The sequence below is a fragment of the Spiribacter sp. 1M189 genome, from assembly GCF_040838345.1.
GTDB classification, from domain to species: domain Bacteria; phylum Pseudomonadota; class Gammaproteobacteria; order Nitrococcales; family Nitrococcaceae; genus Spiribacter; species Spiribacter insolitus.
This window is the reverse complement of sequence record NZ_JBAKFF010000001.1, coordinates 1062677-1079655: the sequence shown is the minus strand read 5'-3', so window position 1 is coordinate 1079655 and position 16979 is coordinate 1062677. Positions and strand designations below refer to the sequence as shown.

Sequence of the window (16979 nt, the reverse complement as noted above, 5' to 3'; positions counted from 1 at the left end):
ACCAGGCCTGCGATCTGACAGGCATGATGCGCGGGTTTATCTCTCTGGTGCTCTGTCTGGCCGTGACGAGCGTCAGTGGTCAGACGGTCCATCGCCTCACGATTGATGGGGCGATCGGTCCGGCGACGGCACAGTATGTCGTGCAGGGGCTCGAAACGGCCGAGGCGGAGTCTGCCTCGGCCGTCATCCTGCAGATGGATACGCCGGGCGGGCTCGACCAGTCCATGCGCGACATCATTCAGGCCATCCTCGCCTCCGAGGTGCCCGTCATCGGCTACGTCGCCCCCTCTGGAGCGCGCGCGGCCAGCGCCGGAACTTATATACTCTATGCCACGCACTGGGCTGCCATGGCGCCGGGTACCAATCTGGGGGCCGCTACCCCGGTTCAGGTTGGGGGTATGCCCGGGAATCCTGACGGTGGCGCGCGCGAGCCCGACGCCGGCGGCGCCGCGTCTGAATCCGATGAGGCGCCCGCGGATCAGGGCGGTCGTGCGCAATCGGCCTCGGAGCGCAAACGCATCAACGATGCCGTCGCTTATATTCGTTCGCTGGCCGAGCTCCGGGGGCGCAACGCCGAATGGGCGGAGCGTGCCGTTCGCGAATCGGTGAGCCTGTCCGCGGAGGCTGCCTATCGGGAGGGAGTCATCGACCAGGTGGCCACGAATACCCAGGCGGTATTGGCGGCCGTTGACGGACGCCGGCTCCTGCAGGAGAGCACCGAGCCCCTTCGGCTGGCGGACGCCGTGATCGACGAGCGCGTCCCGGACTGGCGAAATGAATTGCTGGCCGTCATCACCAATCCAAACGTGGCGTACATTCTGTTGCTCGTGGGGATCTACGGGTTGATCTTTGAACTGGCCAATCCGGGTACATTCGTTCCGGGGGTGATCGGAGGCATTTCCCTACTCCTCGCGCTATTTGCACTGCAGGCGCTCCCCGTCAATTATGCCGGGCTCGGTTTGATTGCGTTGGGCGTTCTGTTCATGCTGGGCGAAGCCCTCGCGCCATCCTTTGGTGCGCTGGGCGTCGGTGGTGTACTCGCCTTCGGGCTTGGTTCCTTGCTGCTTTTCGATACCGAGGGGCCGGGGTTCGAGCTATCGATGCTCTTGGTGGCCGGTGTAACCGCAGCGAGCCTGGTGATTTTCATGGGCACGGCCATGCTCGCGCTGCGTGCCTTCCGGCGGCGTGGCGTTGCGGGAAGGGCGCACATGCAGGGAGAGCAGGGCGAGGTGATCGCAACCCGGCCCGAACTGCGGGTATGGGTGGAAGGTGAGCGCTGGAAGGCGAGATGTGATAAGCCGCTGGGGGAGGGGGACAGGGTGCGGGTCACCGCAATAGACGGCCTGACCCTGAGGGTCGAGCCGATGGACACAAGGGAGACGAATGACGATGGGGCATTATGAAACCGCGGTCGCGCGCTTTACCGAATGGCTGGATCTCGCCCGTGAGACCGAAGGCATTCTGGAGCCGACGGCGATGACACTTGCCACGGCAACGGCGAGCGGGAGGCCGAGTGCGCGAACGGTATTGCTCAAGCAGGTGGATGAAGATGGCTTTGTTTTCTACACCAACAGCCTCAGTCGAAAGGGGCGCCAACTTGCCGCCAACGCCCGGGCGGCGCTGACGTTCTTCTGGGCTCCGCTGATGCGCCAGGTGATGATCGAGGGCGCGGTGCAGCCGGTGAGCGACGTCGAGGCGGATGCCTACTTTGCCAGCCGCCCGCGCCTCAGCCAGATTGGTGCCTGGGCCTCACAGCAGTCCGAGCCTCTGGCCGGGCGCGAAGCCTTCGATGCAAGGGTTGCCGAGGTCGAGGCCCGGTTTGCCGATATGCCGGTAACGCGGCCTCCGCACTGGACGGGCTATCGCGTCCGCCCCGACATGATCGAGTTCTGGCGGGGCCGCGACGGCCGCCTGCACGACCGCGAGCGGTACTACCGCGGCGAAAGCGGCACCTGGGAGTGGACGCTTCTCAACCCCTGATCAGGCTCGGCCCTGGTAGTCGAGCCAGGGTTGGAGCTGGGCCGGTTCGCCGCCGGCGATGATGTTGCCGGGCCGCTCCACCTGCCAGGCGGCGCCCATAGAGCGTGCCCGCTCCGCCCAATGATCAAGGATGGCCTGCATGCCGTCCGGATGGACTGGATAGTCATGCACCAGTGTCAGGAGCTTGCCATCCGCCGCCTGGGCGAGCGCCGTGTAGGCCACCGGGCCGAGTTCCCGGCTGGCCTGTTCGGTCACGGTGACCACCGCCGCCGAGTTCACGCCCCCGTGGTCGATGACGACCTGGCGGTACCACGGCTGTCGGGCGTCGATGGCATGCGCCTGAGCAACGGAGAGGGCGACCTCAGGGTCGGCCGCCCTGGTGCCTTTTGCCGGTGCGCTGGCCGTCACCTCGATGCCGTGGCTCTCCAGACCCGCCATGTACTGCCTCTGCATCCTGACCCATCGGCCATAGCCTGTCAGGGCCGTCTCCACGTCGGCGGTGTTGCGCGCCGACCAGTCATCGAATGTCATCCAGGGGGTCCAGACCGAACCGGCGCTACCGATAAAACGGTTTCCCGACTCGAGTCCAACGTCCTCAAGGCTGTCGGGCCGGTATAACGCGCCTTCAATCAATTGCCATAGGCCGCCGAATTCTGCGTGCTCCAGCTGCACCTTGAGCAGCGCGGAGAGATCATGGAATGTCGCATAACTCAGGTTGACGGGCTCAATTCCCATTAACTGCCGCAACGCACGGTCCGTGGCGAGCCCCGCCCGGCCCTTTTCCAGGAGCGTGCTTTCCAGTTTTCGGCGCAATGGATCGAGCTGTTCACCGGGGGCAACCAATGCAAACGGAATGGCCAGGAGGGGGCCGGATCCGGGCCGGCGCTGTGGGGCCAGCGCGGATTCCGGGAAACGGCCTCCGCTGCTGCCCAGGGAGAGCAATTGTGGCTCGAACGGGCCCCCGCGCAGGCTGCCGCGGTAGATATCCAGTAACGCCTCGACCATGGGCAGCCCTGGCCGGAGTATTTCTGTGAGGTCGTACAGCGCAGCCGGCATGACCAGCCCCGCCTCAGCGATTTCCTCGCCAATGATTCGCCGCAGGTCATCGGCGATTGGCGCGGCGAGCAATTCGGCGCTGTCGCGGCTCAGTGGCTCCGGGGGCCGCGTCTGCATGATTCCCGAGGGGTCCAGCTCAACGGTCAGGACGGCCGGTGTTGCGGAGAGGGCAGACGGCATTGCATGGCCTCTTATTCAAAAGGCTTAATTATATCATTACTCCGTGATTAACAGACCCTGGGATACTCCGTTAAACATCAAGAAAGGTCGTCAATCGGGCTGTATTCTGTTGCATGATGGATTATATTGGTGTGTGAGGAAAGGCGATCAATCAGTATTTGAAGGGGAACCCATGGATCTTTCTAATTACACCACCGAAGAGCTAAATCAGCTAAAGAAAGACATCGACCGCGAAGTACAGGGTCGGCGCAAGGAAGATGCAAAGAAAGCCCAGCAGGAACTCAAGCAGGTAGCCGAGCGCTATGGCTTTACCCTGAGCGATCTGGTCGGTGGACAGCCCGCCAAGGCACGCGCCAAGGGCAAGGTTCGCTTCCAGCACCCCAGCGATTCGGGCAAGACCTGGTCAGGCCGTGGTCGCAAGCCGGGCTGGGTGAAGGAATGGGAGGCGAGCGGTCGCTCCCTGGAGGAACTCCGGATCGACTGAACGTCCCGCGTTAGCGGCCCGTCACTGGTCTAGTGGCGGGCCGCGAGCTCTGCGCGCAGCCTCTCAAGACCCGCGGAGAGCGCCACGGGATATCGATCGGGCGCCCGGAGCGTCCGCACATCGGCCGGAAGCAGGGACAGCTGTGTAGCGCAGCGCTGGCGGGCCTGGTTGAGGTCTGTCGCCCCCGCATCGGCAACCTGGCGGCCTGACGCCATGACCTCCTTCAGCATCGGCTCCCCCGCGAGCGACTCGCTCATGAGTCCGAGGGTATCCCCGGTCATCACACCGGCGCAGTCGAATTGCCGGAATATCTGTTTGCGCCCGGGGAGGTCCGTCTTGCCCGCGGAGTGCTTGCCACGTGGCTTGTCCCGGAAATAATGCAGTTTGTAGGCCGAATCGAGGAAAGGGACATCGGCCGAAGTATCGACATTGGATCCGACACCCACGCCATCAATGGGGACATCCTCGGAAAGAAGCGATTCGATGCGGTACTCGTCAAGCCCGCCGCTCACCAGAATCCGCGTATCCCCAAGTCCACCGCGATCAAGAATTTCCCGCGTCATGCGGGCGTTGGCCGCGAGATCGCCGCTGTCGATCCGCACGCCGTGGACAGTAATTCCTTCGTCGGCGAGGCGGCCGGCAACTTCCACCACGCGTTCGGCCCCGCGGCGGACGTTATAGGTGTCAATGAGTAGCACCACGTTGTCCGGGTGACTCCGGGCAAAGCGCTCGAATGCCTCGATTTCGCTGTCGTGGGCCAGCACGAAAGCATGGGCCATCGTCCCGGTGGGCGGGATCCCGTAGCGGGCGCTCGCCAGGCAGGTGGCGGTCGCAGCAAAGCCGGCCAGATAGCATGTCCGAGCGGCCCAGGTGCCTGCCTCCCCACCATGCGCACGGCGCATGCCAAAATCGATGACCGGCGTCTCGCCGGCGGCGAGCCGACAGCGCGCCGCCTTGCTGGCGATCAGCGTCTGGTAGTGGAGGATGTTCATCAGCCGCGATTCGATGAACTGCGCCTCGGGCAGCGGCGCGACGATCTGGACGAGTGGCTCCTCAGCGAAGAACACCGAGCCCTCCTCGAGTGCCAGCACCCGGCCAGTAAACCGGAAGTCTGCCATCCGGTCGACAAACGCGTCGGAGAAGAGCCCCGTCTGTCGCATCCACTCAAGCTCCTGCGGCTTGAATTGCATCTGCTCCAGCCACTCGAGGCCCTGCTGCAGTCCCGCGGCGACGAAAAAGCCGCGTTGCGAGGACTCCCGCATGAACAGCTCAAACACCGCCTCCTCCGTCATGTCATGCTCGTAATAGGTCTGGAGCATGGTCAGTTCGTAGAGATCGGTCAGAAGCGGCGTACGTTCCAGATTCATTCTCGTTGCTCTGTCAGCTGCGCAGGCCCGTGCCGCGGCGCAGCAGCCATAGGCTGAGTGTCGTGCCGGCGGCGATGAAGCCGATCACCAGCGTGTAGGCTGTCGCCAGGGGAATGTCCGAGCTGCCGAGGATGCCATAACGAAAGGCGTTGACCATATACAGGATTGGATTGGCCATCGACAGGGTCTGCCAGAAATCGGGCAGCATGGAGATTGAGTAGAAAACACCGCCAAGGTAAGTCAGTGGCGTCAGGATGAAAGTCGGCACGATGGCGATGTCATCGAACTTCTTGGCGAAAACGCCATTAATGAAGCCGCCGATAGAGAACAGCACCGCAGTCAGAAAAACCACCGAGATAGTGACCGGGATGTTGTGGATGTGCAGGTCGGCGAAAAAGGTCGCGATGATCGTCACGATCAGGCCGGTTAACAGTCCCCGGCCAACACCACCGGCCACGTAGCCTGCAAGGATGACGTAATTCGGCGTGGGCGATACCAGCAGCTCTTCGATATGGCGCTGGAACTTCGCGCCAAAGAAGGACGAAACGACATTCGTATAGGAGTTGGTGATCACCGACATCATGATGATGCCCGGTGCGATGTACTCCATGAAGCTGTAGCCGTCCATCGGGCCGACGCGCGAGCCGATCAGGCTGCCGAAGATGATGAAATACAGCGTCATGGTGATCGCCGGCGGCACCAGCGTCTGCACCCAGATCCGCAGATAGCGATGGGTCTCTTTCCAGGCCAGGGTCTGCAGTGCAGTCAGTGTCTGCCGGGGGTAGGCGGGGTACAGTGCTGCCATATCAAGCGGTCTCTGGCTGGGCGTCGTTCTTGCGATCGCCGAGCATACGGACGAAGAGCTCTTCGAGACGGTTGGCTTTGTTCTTCATGCTGGTGACCTGAACGCCCGTCGCGTTCAACTGGCTGAAAAGGTCGGTCAGCGTTTGGTCGCCACGCACCTCCACCTCGATGGTGCGCTCATCCACCGGCACCACATAGAAATCCCGGAAATCGGGCAGGCTGCCGACCGGAGAGGCGATGTCCAGCAGGAAGCTCTGGCTCTTCAGCTTGGCGAGCAGTGAGCGCACGTCGGTGTTCTCGATGATCCGCCCCCCATCGATGATGCCGATGCTGCGGCACAGCGACTCGGCCTCTTCGAGATAGTGGGTGGTCAGGATGATCGTCGTGCCCCGCTCATTCATCTGGCGCAGGAACGCCCACATGGAGCGACGTAACTCGATGTCGACCCCGGCGGTCGGCTCGTCGAGGATGAGCAGGCGCGGTTCATGAATGAGGGCCCGAGCGATCATCAGCCGCCGTTTCATGCCACCGGAAAGCGATCGTGACGTGGCATTGCGCTTGCCCCACAGATCGAGTTCGCGCAGATACCGCTCGGCCCGCTCTTGAGCGGTATGACGGTCAATGCCGTAGTAGCCTGCCTGATTGATGACGATCTGGCTGACCGTCTCGAACTGATTGAAATTGAACTCCTGCGGGACCAGGCCGATGTTCGACTTCGCCTCCCAGGGATCGCGGATGATGTCATGGCCGAAAACGCTGACATGGCCGGAAGTCGGTCGGACGAGGGACGCGACAATCCCGATGATGGTGGTCTTGCCGGCACCGTTCGGCCCGAGAAGACCGAAAAAGTCGCCGGGCATGACTTCCAGGTTGATATCCCGCAACGCGGTGACGCCGCCAGGATACGTCTTGTTCAGCTGGCGCAGGGAAAGCGCATTCATTTCGTGCAAACCGGTATGGTGGATCGCCGGACAGCGATCAAAAGCGACAACGGTAGCCGCTTTGGGCGGCGCCGTGCAAGCGGCTGACCGGCCACGGCGCTTGCACTCCGCCATTGGACACCCGAGCGCGCTCGGGCGTAAACTTTCTGGGCTAAGACAGCCGACGGGAGGGCTTCTGCGGAACCCTCCCGTTTTTGCGAGCAGATGGGGTGGATGCGTGACCGACACGGCAATTCTGGCACTCGAAGATGGTTCGGTTTTCAAGGGACGGTCATTGGGCGCCAGCGGCCAGACGGCCGGTGAAGTCTGCTTTAACACGGCGATGACCGGATACCAGGAAATCTGCACCGATCCTTCCTACTTCGGCCAGATGGTCACGCTGACCTACCCGCATGTCGGCAATACGGGTGCGAATCGACTGGACGAGGAGTCCGATGGGCCCCAGCTCTCCGGGCTGATCATCCGCGATGCGCCGGTCCGCATGAGCAACTGGCGTGCCGAGGAAACCCTGCCGGCGTACCTGGCCCGCCACGGCATCGTCGGTATATGCGACATCGATACCCGCCGGCTGACTCGAAGGCTCCGCGAGAAGGGCGCCCAGAACGGTTGCATCATCGCCGGAGACCGGCCGGATGCCGATGAGGCGGTGGCGGTCGCCCGTGCCCATCCGTCACTGACCGGCCGCGATCTCGTCCAGTCCGTGTCCACCTCGGAGCGCTATGAGTGGCGTCTGGGCACCTGGGCGCTCGAGCGTGGTGAGCGGGAGGGCGAGCCCCGGCCGGACGCGGACCTGCCCTGGCATGTGGTGGCCTATGATTTCGGGGTCAAGCGCAACATCCTGCGGATGCTGGTCGACAGCGGCTGTCGTGTGACGGTGGTGCCGGCCCGGACGCCAGCCGACGAGGTGCTGGCGATGCAGCCGGATGGCGTTTTCCTATCGAACGGTCCGGGGGACCCCGAGCCGCTGACCTACGCCATCGAGGCGACGCGGCGCTTCCTGGCGGAGCGCATGCCGGTGTTCGGTATCTGCCTCGGGCATCAGCTGCTCGGGCTCGCTGCCGGTGCGGGCAGTCTTAAAATGAAGTTCGGGCACCATGGCGCCAATCATCCGGTGCTGGATAGTGACAGTGGCCGGGTGATGATCTCGAGCCAGAATCATGGCTTTGCCATTGACGCAGAGACCCTGCCGGACAATGTCCGCGTCATGAACCGGTCGCTGTTCGATGGCACGCTCCAGGGCATTCATCTCACGGATGGTCCGGCGTTCAGTTTTCAAGGCCACCCGGAGGCCAGCCCGGGGCCGCATGACGTCGCCCCGCTTTTCTCCCGCTTCGTCGACTTGATGGCCGCCCGCCAGTCGGCGGCCTGATCCACCAGGTGGTTTAACCAACATGCCCAAGCGCACCGACATCCAGAGCATCCTGATCATCGGCGCCGGGCCGATCGTCATCGGTCAGGCCTGCGAGTTCGACTACTCCGGCGCACAGGCCTGCAAGGCCCTGCGTGAGGAGGGGTATCGCGTCATTCTGGTCAACTCCAATCCCGCCACGATCATGACGGATCCGGAGATGGCCGATGCGGTCTACATTGAGCCCATTCAGTGGCAGACGGTGGCCAGCATCATCGAGCGCGAACGTCCCGATGTCGTGCTGCCCACCATGGGCGGGCAGACCGCGCTCAACTGTGCGCTCGATCTTGACCGTCACGGCGTGCTCGAGCGCCATGGTGTCGAAATGATCGGCGCGACCAAGGCCGCCATCGACATGGCGGAAGATCGCGATGCCTTTCGCCAGGCCATGGCCCGAATCGGGCTGGACACCCCCGCCGCCCGCATCGCTCACAGCATGGAAGAGGCCAACGCCGCCCAGCGGGAGATCGGATTCCCCACCATCATCCGGCCGTCATTCACCTTGGGCGGCAGTGGTGGTGGCATTGCCTACAACGCCGAGGAATTCGCCGAGATCTGCGAGCGCGGCCTGGATCTATCGCCCACCAATGAGCTGCTCATCGAGGAGTCGGTGCTGGGCTGGAAGGAATTCGAGATGGAGGTGGTGCGTGATCGAGCCGATAACTCGATCATCATCTGCGCCATCGAGAACCTGGATCCGATGGGCGTGCATACCGGTGACTCCATCACGGTGGCGCCGGCGCAGACGCTCACCGACAAGGAATACCAGATCATGCGCGACGCCTCTCTGGCGGTCCTGCGCGAGATCGGGGTGGAGACCGGCGGCTCCAACGTGCAATTCGCCGTCAACCCGGACAACGGGCGCCTGGTGGTCATCGAGATGAACCCCCGGGTGTCGCGCTCCTCGGCGCTGGCCTCCAAGGCGACCGGCTTCCCCATCGCCAAGGTCGCCGCCAAGCTGGCGGTCGGCTATACGCTCGACGAGTTGCGCAACGAGATCACCGGCGGGCGGACGCCGGCCTCCTTCGAGCCGAGCATCGATTACGTGGTCACCAAGATTCCGCGGTTCACATTCGAGAAGTTCATGCGCACCAAGCCGGTGCTGACCACGCAGATGAAGTCCGTCGGCGAAGTCATGGCCATTGGCCGTAACTTCCAGGAGTCACTCCAGAAGGCCTTGCGCGGCCTCGAGAACGGGCTTGAGGGTTTGGATCCGCGGGTTGCGCCGGGGCCGGAGGCGCTTGAGCGGGTGGTTCAGGAGCTGCGCCAGCCGGGGCCCGAGCGCCTGCTCTGGGTGGCGGACGGGTTCCGTGCCGGTCTCGACCTCGACAGCCTGTTCGGCCACACCTGGATTGATCCATGGTTCCTTGCGCAGATCGGCGATCTGGTGGAACGCGAGCAGGCGCTTGCCGGAGCGGCGCTGGAGGACCTCGACGCCGGGCGCCTGCATGAGCTCAAACGCGGCGGGTTCTCCGATGCGCGGCTGGCGCGTCTGCTCGGGGTGGATGAGCATGCCGTGCGGGCGCGGCGACATGCCGAGGGTATCCGGCCGGTCTACAAGCGGGTCGACTCCTGCGCGGCGGAGTTTGCGACGGCTACGGCCTACATGTACTCGACCTACGATGAAGAGGACGAGGCCGCGCCGACGGATCGCAGGAAGATCATGATCCTCGGCGGCGGTCCGAACCGCATCGGTCAGGGCATCGAATTCGATTACTGCTGCGTGCATGCTGCCCTCGCCCTGCGGGACGATGGCTACGAGACCATCATGGTCAACTGCAACCCGGAGACGGTGTCCACCGACTACGACACCTCCGATCGCCTCTACTTCGAGCCCCTCACGCTCGAAGACGTCCTCGAGATCGTCAAGACGGAGCAGCCCGATGGCATCGTCATCCAGTACGGCGGCCAGACTCCGCTCAAACTGGCCCGGGATCTGGAGGCTTTTGGCGCGCCCATCATCGGGACGACGCCCGATTCCATCGATCTCGCCGAGGATCGTCAGCGCTTCCAGGGCCTGATCAACGACGCCGGCCTGCAGCAGCCCCCCAACCGCACGGCGAGCAGCGCCGACGAGGCCTTCCGGCTGGCCGGCGAGATCGGCTATCCCCTGGTGGTTCGCCCCTCCTATGTGCTGGGTGGCCGCGCCATGGAAATCGTCTATCAGGAATCGGAACTCGCCCAGTACATGAATGAGGCGGTGAAGGTCTCCAATGAGTCTCCGGTATTGCTCGACCGCTTCCTCGACGACGCCATCGAGGTGGATGTGGATGCCATCTGCGATGGTCACGACGTCCTGATTGGCGGAATCATGGAGCATATCGAGCAGGCCGGCGTGCATTCGGGCGATTCCGCCTGTTCGCTGCCGCCGTACAGCCTGGCTCCACAGGTTGGCGATCGCTTGCGCGACCAGATGCGCGAGATGGCGCTGCGCCTCGGTGTCGTCGGCCTGATGAACGCGCAGTTTGCCATCAAGGGCGACGAAATCTTCGTCCTCGAGGTCAACCCACGGGCCTCGCGGACGGTGCCGTTCGTCTCCAAGGCGACGGGTCTGCCGCTGGCCAAGATCGCCGCCCGGTGCATGGTCGGGCGGACGCTGGCCGACCAGGGCTGTACGCGGGAGCGGATCCCGCCGAGCTATTCGGTCAAGGAAGCGGTGTTTCCGTTCATCAAATTCCCCGGGGTTGATCCGATCCTCGGCCCGGAAATGAAATCCACCGGCGAAGTCATGGGCATCGGGCCGGTCTTCGGCGAGGCGTATGCCAAGTCTCAGCTTGCCGCTGGCGTTGAGCTGCCACGTGGCGGGCGCGTGTTCATCAGCGTCCGTGACGCCGACAAGCCGGCCGTGGCGGCCATTGCCCGTGACCTGTCGCGCAAGGGGTTTGAGCTGGTGGCCACCAGTGGCACCGCCGCCGTACTGCACCAGGCCGGTATCGACTGTGATCTGATCAACAAGGTGGTCGAGGGGCGTCCGCATATCGTGGATGCCATCAAGAACGGCGAGATCGACTTGATCATCAATACCACGGAAGGCCGCCAGGCCATCGCCGACTCCTTCTCCATCCGCCGTGAAGCACTGCATCACAAGATCTGCTATACGACCACGATCGCGGGTGCTCGGGCGACCGGCCAGGCGCTGGATTATCTCGAGTCGGAGGATGTGCGCTCGCTTCAGGACCTGCACAAGGAGGCCAGGGCATGAGCAAGACACCGTTGACCGTACGCGGTGCCGAACAGCTGCGGGACGAGCTCAATCGGCTCAAGACCGAGGATCGACCGCGGGTAATCAACGCGATCGCCGAGGCAAGGGCGCATGGCGATCTCAAGGAGAACGCCGAGTACCATGCCGCCCGCGAACAGCAGGGCTTTATCGAGGGCCGGATCGCCGAGATCGAATCCAAGCTCTCCAATGCCCAGGTCATCGATGTCACCACTTTGCCTGCCACGGGCAAGGTGGTGTTCGGTGTCACGGTGGTGCTGGCGGACGAAGAGGACGGCACCGAGAAGACCTACCAGATCGTTGGCGAGGACGAGGCGGATATCAAGGCGGGTCGGATCTCGGTCCAGTCGCCCATCGCCCGCGCCCTGATCGGCAAGGAAGAGGGGGAGGTCGTCGACGTTCAGGCCCCCGGAGGACAGCGCGCCTATGAAATCGTCGAGGTCCGATACGAGTAGCGGTCTTGATCGGCTGGATGCGGTCAAGCTCGAGCTGGCCGTGGTTCTCGGCCTGGTCGTTGGTGTGCTGCTGGTGATCTGGCGACTGGATGCCAGCCACTGGCTGGAGCTGGGGCTGCTGGCGATGACTGGTTTTGTGGCCGGCGGCTGGCTTGCCTGGCGGACGCGGGGCGTGATTCGTGGGGTCGATGCTCAAGATCCGAGCACCGGAGCTGGAGAGGACTGAGGCATGGCCCGCAGTCGCGGCAGCCGTCGCTGGTTGGACGAACATTTCAATGACCCGTACGTGCGCGAGGCGCAGCGGCGCGGTCTGCGATCCCGGGCGGTGTTCAAGCTCGAGGAGATCGACGAGCGTGATCGATTGCTGGCCACCGGCCAGTGCGTCGTCGACCTGGGCGCCGCACCCGGTGGCTGGAGCGAATATGCCGCCCAGCGGGTCGGTGAGGGCGGGCGGGTGATTGCCATCGACCTGCTGGAGATGGCGCCGCCTCCCGGTGTGACCGCCTTACAGGCGGATTTCGTCGCCGATGAAGGTCTGGCTCAGCTGGATGCCGCGCTGGAGGGTCAGGCCGTCGACCTTGTACTTTCTGATATGGCCCCCAATCTCTCGGGGCAGAAGGCGATTGACCAGCCGCGCTCAATGCTGCTTGCGGAGCTGGCGCTGGATTTTTGCGGCGATCGTCTGAAACCCGGTGGCGCGCTGCTGGTCAAAGCCTTTCAGGGGCAGGGTTTCGATGAACTGCTCGGCGAGATGCGCCGGCGCTTCGATCGGGTGCAGAGCCGCAAGCCCCGCGCCTCGCGCGACAGAAGTCGCGAAGTCTACCTGCTGGCCCGTGGCTTTCGGGCAGTGTAGGGTGCACAGTCAAACGATGATTTGAGGTAAGCCGTCTTGAACGACATGGCCAAGAACCTGATTCTCTGGGTGGTCATCGCCGTCGTGCTGATGTCCGTGTTCAGCAACTTCCAGAACCAGGGCACCACTGCCCAGGAAGTGCCTTACTCACAATTTCTGAGTGAGGTCGACAGCGGCCGGATAGATTCGGTCACGATGAAGGGGCCGGTGATCCGCGGGACGCGCTCCGACGGATCGAATTTCAGCACCTACAGTCCGGAGACGGATAATAACGCGCTGATTGGCCAGCTCATGGACAGTGGCGTCCAGATCCGTGCCGAGGAGCCGGAAGGGCGCAGCATGCTGCTGCAGATCCTGATCTCCTGGTTCCCGTTCCTGCTTCTCATCGGCGTGTGGATCTACTTCATGCGACAGATGCAGGGTGGTGGCGGCGGCCGTGGCGCCATGTCCTTCGGCAAGAGCCGCGCCAAGATGATGTCCGACGAGCAGGTCAAGGTGACGTTCAAGGATGTCGCCGGTGTCGAGGAGGCCAAGCAGGACGTTGTTGAACTGGTGGAGTTCCTGCGTGACCCCTCCAAGTTCCAGCGCCTGGGCGGCACGATCCCGCGCGGCGTGCTCATGGTCGGGCCGCCCGGAACGGGTAAGACGCTGCTGGCCAAGGCCATCGCCGGCGAGGCGCGGGTGCCGTTCTTCAGTATCTCCGGGTCCGATTTCGTAGAGATGTTCGTTGGCGTGGGTGCATCCCGCGTGCGGGACATGTTCGCCCAGGCCAAAAAGCAGGCGCCCTGCATTATCTTCATTGACGAGCTCGATGCCGTCGGCCGGCAGCGTGGCGCCGGACTCGGTGGCGGTCACGACGAGCGTGAGCAGACGCTCAACCAGATGCTGGTGGAGATGGACGGTTTCGAGGGCAGTGAGGGCATCATCGTCATCGCCGCCACCAACCGGCCTGACGTTCTGGATCCGGCCCTGCTACGTCCCGGCCGCTTCGACCGCCAGGTGGTGGTGCCGCTGCCCGACGTCCGCGGCCGCGAGCAGATCCTGCGCGTGCACATGAACAAGACGCCCCTCGCCGACGATGTCGATGCACGGATCATTGCCCGAGGCTGCCCCGGTTTCTCCGGTGCCGATCTGGCGAACCTGGTCAACGAGGCGGCGCTTTTCGCGGCACGGCGCAACAAGCGCGTCGTGGACCAGCGTGACTTCGAGGACGCCAAGGACAAGATCCTCATGGGCGCCGAGCGCAAGTCCATGGTCATGACCGAGGACGAGAAGCGTCTGACCGCTTACCACGAGGCGGGTCATGCCATCGTCGGTCTCAAGGTCCCGGAGCATGATCCGGTGCACAAGGTCACCATCATCCCGCGCGGCCGAGCCCTCGGCGTGACGATGTTCCTGCCCGAGGAAGACCGCTACAGCTACACCAAGCAGCGGCTGAACAGCTCCATCTGCGGGCTGTTTGGCGGGCGGATCGCCGAGGAGATGATCTTCGGCGCCGAGCGGGTCACCACGGGGGCGCAGAACGACATTCAGCGTGTGACGGAGATCGCCCGCAACATGGTCACCAAGTGGGGGCTCTCGGACAAGATGGGGCCGCTCGCTTATGGCGAGGACGAGGGCGAAGTGTTCCTTGGCCACCAGGTCACCCAGCACAAGACGATCTCCGACGAAACGGCGCACTCCATCGATGAAGAGGTGCGGCGGATTGTCGAGGAGAACTATTCCGAGGCTAAGCGTGTGCTGGAGGAGAATACGGATGTCCTGCACGCCATGGCCGATGCCCTGATGAAGTTCGAGACCATCGATCGTGAGCAGATCGATGACATCATGAACGGACGTCCGCCGCGGCCGCCGCAGGAAAACGGCCGGCCGTCCGGTACCGCCACCAGTGGCGAGTCCGGTACGGCGGACGATGCTGCCTCGGGTGACGAGCAGGGCGGCGACGTGGGCAAGCCCGCCAGCGAGCACTAGGCCCGATATGGCAGGGATGCTGGACTGCGGGGGGCGGCCCCTGAACCTCGGCCGTCCCCAGGTCATGGGCATTCTCAACGTGACCCCCGATTCCTTTTCGGACGGGGGTCGTTTTGTTGGGGCGGAGGCCGCGATCGATCATGCCCGATCGATGGTGGCTGACGGCGCCGCCATCATTGATGTGGGCGGCGAGTCCACCCGGCCGGGATCCAGGGGCATTTCCGTCGAAGAGGAACGCCAGCGCGTGATCCCCGTGCTTGAGGCGCTGCATGACGCGGTTTCCGTACCGCTGTCTGTGGATACATCGAAGCCTGAGCTGATGGTGGAGGCAGCGGCCGCGGGGGCGGGCCTGATCAATGACGTCATGGCGCTGCGCCGGCCCGGCGCCCTCGAGGCCGCGCGATCGACCGGTCTGCCGGTCTGTCTGATGCATATGCAGGGCGTGCCGGAAACCATGCAGGACGACCCGCGTTACGACTCGGTCGTGGTCGAGGTCCGGGATTTCCTCGCCGAGCGTATCGCCGATGCTGAGGGTGCTGGTATCCCCCGTGACCGGATCATTCTCGACCCGGGGTTCGGCTTTGGGAAAACCGATCCGCACAATGCGCGACTGCTCGCCGGGCTGGCGGAAATCTGCGACCTGGGCGTGCCGGTGCTGGCCGGGCTGTCCCGCAAGTCCCTGGTGGGTAGAGTGCTCGGCCGAGCGCTGCCGGAGCGCCTCGCGGGGAGCGTGGCGGCGGCAGCCATCGCCACCTGGAACGGCGCGCGAATCATCCGTGCGCATGATGTGGCCGAAACCGTGGATGCCGTACGCTTGGCGGAGTACGTGCAGGCTGGAGGGACCGAGACATGAGCAGGCGCTATTTCGGCACCGACGGGATTCGGGGCCAGGTGGGTGTGCCGCCGATTACGGCGGATTTCGTGCTCAAGCTTGGCTGGGCCGCCGGCCGGGTGATCGGGCATCGTGATGGCTCCGGCGAAGTGCTCATTGGCAAGGACACCCGGCTTTCCAACTACATGTTCGAGTCGGCCCTTGAGGCGGGTCTCTCCGCCGCCGGCGTCGATATTCGACTGCTCGGTCCCATGCCCACGCCGGGTATTGCCTATCTCACCCGCACACTGCGCGCCAATGCGGGGATCGTCATTAGCGCGTCTCACAACAGTCATCATGACAACGGCATCAAATTCTTCTCGGCCGACGGCTTCAAGCTCGATGATGCGGTGGAAGAGGCCATTGAACGGGAGCTCGACCGGCCGCTTGAGACGGTGGCCTCCGCGGCGCTCGGCAAGGCCAGTCGTCTTCTGGATGCGCCGGGGCGTTATATCGAGTTCTGCAAGCATTCCCTGGGCGCGGGGTTGAGCCTGCACGGCTTAACACTGGTCGTCGATTGCGCCAATGGCGCCGGCTACCAGGTCGCCCCGGCCGTTTTTGAAGAGCTCGGTGCCACGGTGATTCGACACGGAGCGCAGCCTGACGGGCTGAACATCAATGTCGACTGCGGCTCCACCCATCCGGAGGCGCTGCAACGCCTGGTCGTCGAGACGGGCGCGGACGCAGGCATTGCGCTGGACGGCGACGGCGACCGCGTCATTATGGTCGACCATCGCGGCGCGGTGCTCGACGGCGATCAGTTGCTGTGGATCATCGCACGCCACCGTCACGATCAGGGCCTGCTGGAGGGGCCGGTGGTGGGTACCCAGATGAGCAATTTCGGTCTGGAGCTGGCACTGGAAGGCCGCGGGATCGATTTCCAGCGTGCCCGGGTCGGGGATCGCTATGTGCTCGAGCTCCTGCGCGCGCGAAACGGGATGCTCGGCGGTGAGTCGTCCGGGCATATCGTCTGCCTGGACCGGACAACGACCGGCGACGGCGTCGTCTCGGCGCTCCAGGCGTTGGGCGCGGCCATGGACTCCGGGCGGCCGCTGTCCGATCTCGCGGATGGTATGGCGCTTCTGCCCCAGCATATGGTCAACGTCCCGATCCAGCCCGGCAGCGACCCGCTATCGGACCAGCGCATCACAGCCGCCGTCGGCGATCTCGAGGCACGCCTCGCGGGTGCGGGTCGGGTGCTTCTGCGCCCCTCAGGCACCGAGCCGGTATTACGGGTGATGGTCGAGGGCGATGACCGGGTGCGTGTTGAGGAACTGGCCATCGAACTCGCCGAACAGGTCCGTGCATGCTGCGGCCATCGTCCGGCCGAACCCGCGGTCAACGATTGATTCCCGCGGCGTCCATCAGTAACCTCCTTAGGCTTTGCGT

At 64.0% G+C, this 16979-nt stretch carries 15 protein-coding genes; 11 read left to right on the top strand and 4 right to left on the bottom strand.

The annotated features are described in order from the left end of the window. Nucleotides 1–23 precede the first annotated feature (23 nt). The gene (locus tag V6X30_RS05395; RefSeq protein WP_367983614.1) at nt 24–1403 is read left to right on the top strand and encodes an NfeD family protein; all 1380 of its coding nucleotides are present in this window, start codon (nt 24–26) and stop codon (nt 1401–1403) included. Then, nucleotides 1390–1980 (top strand): pyridoxamine 5'-phosphate oxidase, encoded by a 591-nt coding sequence (gene pdxH / locus V6X30_RS05390; protein WP_367983613.1) that lies wholly within the window; start codon nt 1390–1392, stop codon nt 1978–1980. Before V6X30_RS05395 ends, pdxH begins: the two co-directional genes overlap by 14 nt. Here the strand turns inward: pdxH and V6X30_RS05385 are convergent, their stop codons facing one another. Continuing rightward, nucleotides 1981–3153 (bottom strand): hypothetical protein, encoded by a 1173-nt coding sequence (locus V6X30_RS05385; RefSeq protein WP_367983612.1) that lies wholly within the window; start codon nt 3151–3153, stop codon nt 1981–1983. 235 nt (nt 3154–3388) lie between these two features. Here V6X30_RS05385 and V6X30_RS05380 point away from each other — a divergent pair, with 235 nt between their 5' ends. Then, nucleotides 3389–3700 carry an H-NS histone family protein gene (locus V6X30_RS05380; protein ID WP_367983611.1) on the top strand — a complete coding sequence of 104 codons (312 nt, stop codon included), beginning with the start codon at nt 3389–3391 and terminating at the stop codon, nt 3698–3700. Between the two features lie 29 nt (nt 3701–3729). On the opposite strand, the gene V6X30_RS05375 is transcribed toward V6X30_RS05380, so the two are convergent. The 3 genes from V6X30_RS05375 to V6X30_RS05365 are packed head-to-tail and all read right to left on the bottom strand — an operon-like array spanning nt 3730 to nt 6812. After that, nucleotides 3730–5067 (bottom strand): nicotinate phosphoribosyltransferase, encoded by a 1338-nt coding sequence (locus tag V6X30_RS05375; protein ID WP_367983610.1) that lies wholly within the window; start codon nt 5065–5067, stop codon nt 3730–3732. Between the two features lie 13 nt (nt 5068–5080). Then, nucleotides 5081–5872 carry an ABC transporter permease gene (locus V6X30_RS05370; RefSeq protein ID WP_367983609.1) on the bottom strand — a complete coding sequence of 264 codons (792 nt, stop codon included), beginning with the start codon at nt 5870–5872 and terminating at the stop codon, nt 5081–5083. A gap of 1 nt (nt 5873) precedes the next feature. After that, a complete protein-coding gene (locus V6X30_RS05365; RefSeq protein WP_367984542.1) occupies nt 5874–6812 on the bottom strand; it encodes an ABC transporter ATP-binding protein in 939 nt (312 codons plus the stop codon). A 217-nt stretch (nt 6813–7029) separates the two neighbouring features. Between V6X30_RS05365 and carA the strand changes: the two genes are divergently transcribed. Genes carA through glmM form a run of 8 tightly spaced genes read left to right on the top strand, consistent with a single transcriptional unit; the run spans nt 7030 to nt 16939 of the window. Beyond that, nucleotides 7030–8181, top strand: a complete 1152-nt coding sequence (gene carA / locus V6X30_RS05360; RefSeq protein ID WP_367983608.1) for a glutamine-hydrolyzing carbamoyl-phosphate synthase small subunit — start codon at nt 7030–7032, stop codon at nt 8179–8181. A gap of 22 nt (nt 8182–8203) precedes the next feature. Next, nucleotides 8204–11422, top strand: a complete 3219-nt coding sequence (carB, locus tag V6X30_RS05355; RefSeq protein ID WP_367983607.1) for a carbamoyl-phosphate synthase large subunit — start codon at nt 8204–8206, stop codon at nt 11420–11422. Beyond that, the gene (greA, locus tag V6X30_RS05350) at nt 11419–11895 is read left to right on the top strand and encodes a transcription elongation factor GreA (protein WP_367983606.1); all 477 of its coding nucleotides are present in this window, start codon (nt 11419–11421) and stop codon (nt 11893–11895) included. The genes carB and greA overlap by 4 nt, the downstream gene beginning before the upstream one ends. Beyond that, nucleotides 11867–12121: a hypothetical protein gene (locus V6X30_RS05345; RefSeq protein WP_367983605.1), complete on the top strand. Its 255-nt coding sequence runs from the start codon at nt 11867–11869 to the stop codon at nt 12119–12121. The genes greA and V6X30_RS05345 overlap by 29 nt, the downstream gene beginning before the upstream one ends. 3 nt (nt 12122–12124) lie before the next feature. After that, a complete protein-coding gene (rlmE, locus tag V6X30_RS05340) occupies nt 12125–12748 on the top strand; it encodes a 23S rRNA (uridine(2552)-2'-O)-methyltransferase RlmE (protein ID WP_367983604.1) in 624 nt (207 codons plus the stop codon). Between the two features lie 45 nt (nt 12749–12793). Beyond that, nucleotides 12794–14719, top strand: a complete 1926-nt coding sequence (gene ftsH, locus V6X30_RS05335; RefSeq protein ID WP_367984541.1) for an ATP-dependent zinc metalloprotease FtsH — start codon at nt 12794–12796, stop codon at nt 14717–14719. A 16-nt stretch (nt 14720–14735) separates the two neighbouring features. Further along, entirely contained in the window at nt 14736–15572 is an 837-nt protein-coding gene (gene folP / locus V6X30_RS05330) for a dihydropteroate synthase (protein WP_367983603.1), read from the top strand. Next, nucleotides 15569–16939 carry a phosphoglucosamine mutase gene (glmM, locus tag V6X30_RS05325; RefSeq protein WP_367983602.1) on the top strand — a complete coding sequence of 457 codons (1371 nt, stop codon included), beginning with the start codon at nt 15569–15571 and terminating at the stop codon, nt 16937–16939. Before folP ends, glmM begins: the two co-directional genes overlap by 4 nt. Nucleotides 16940–16979: the final 40 nt, after the last annotated feature.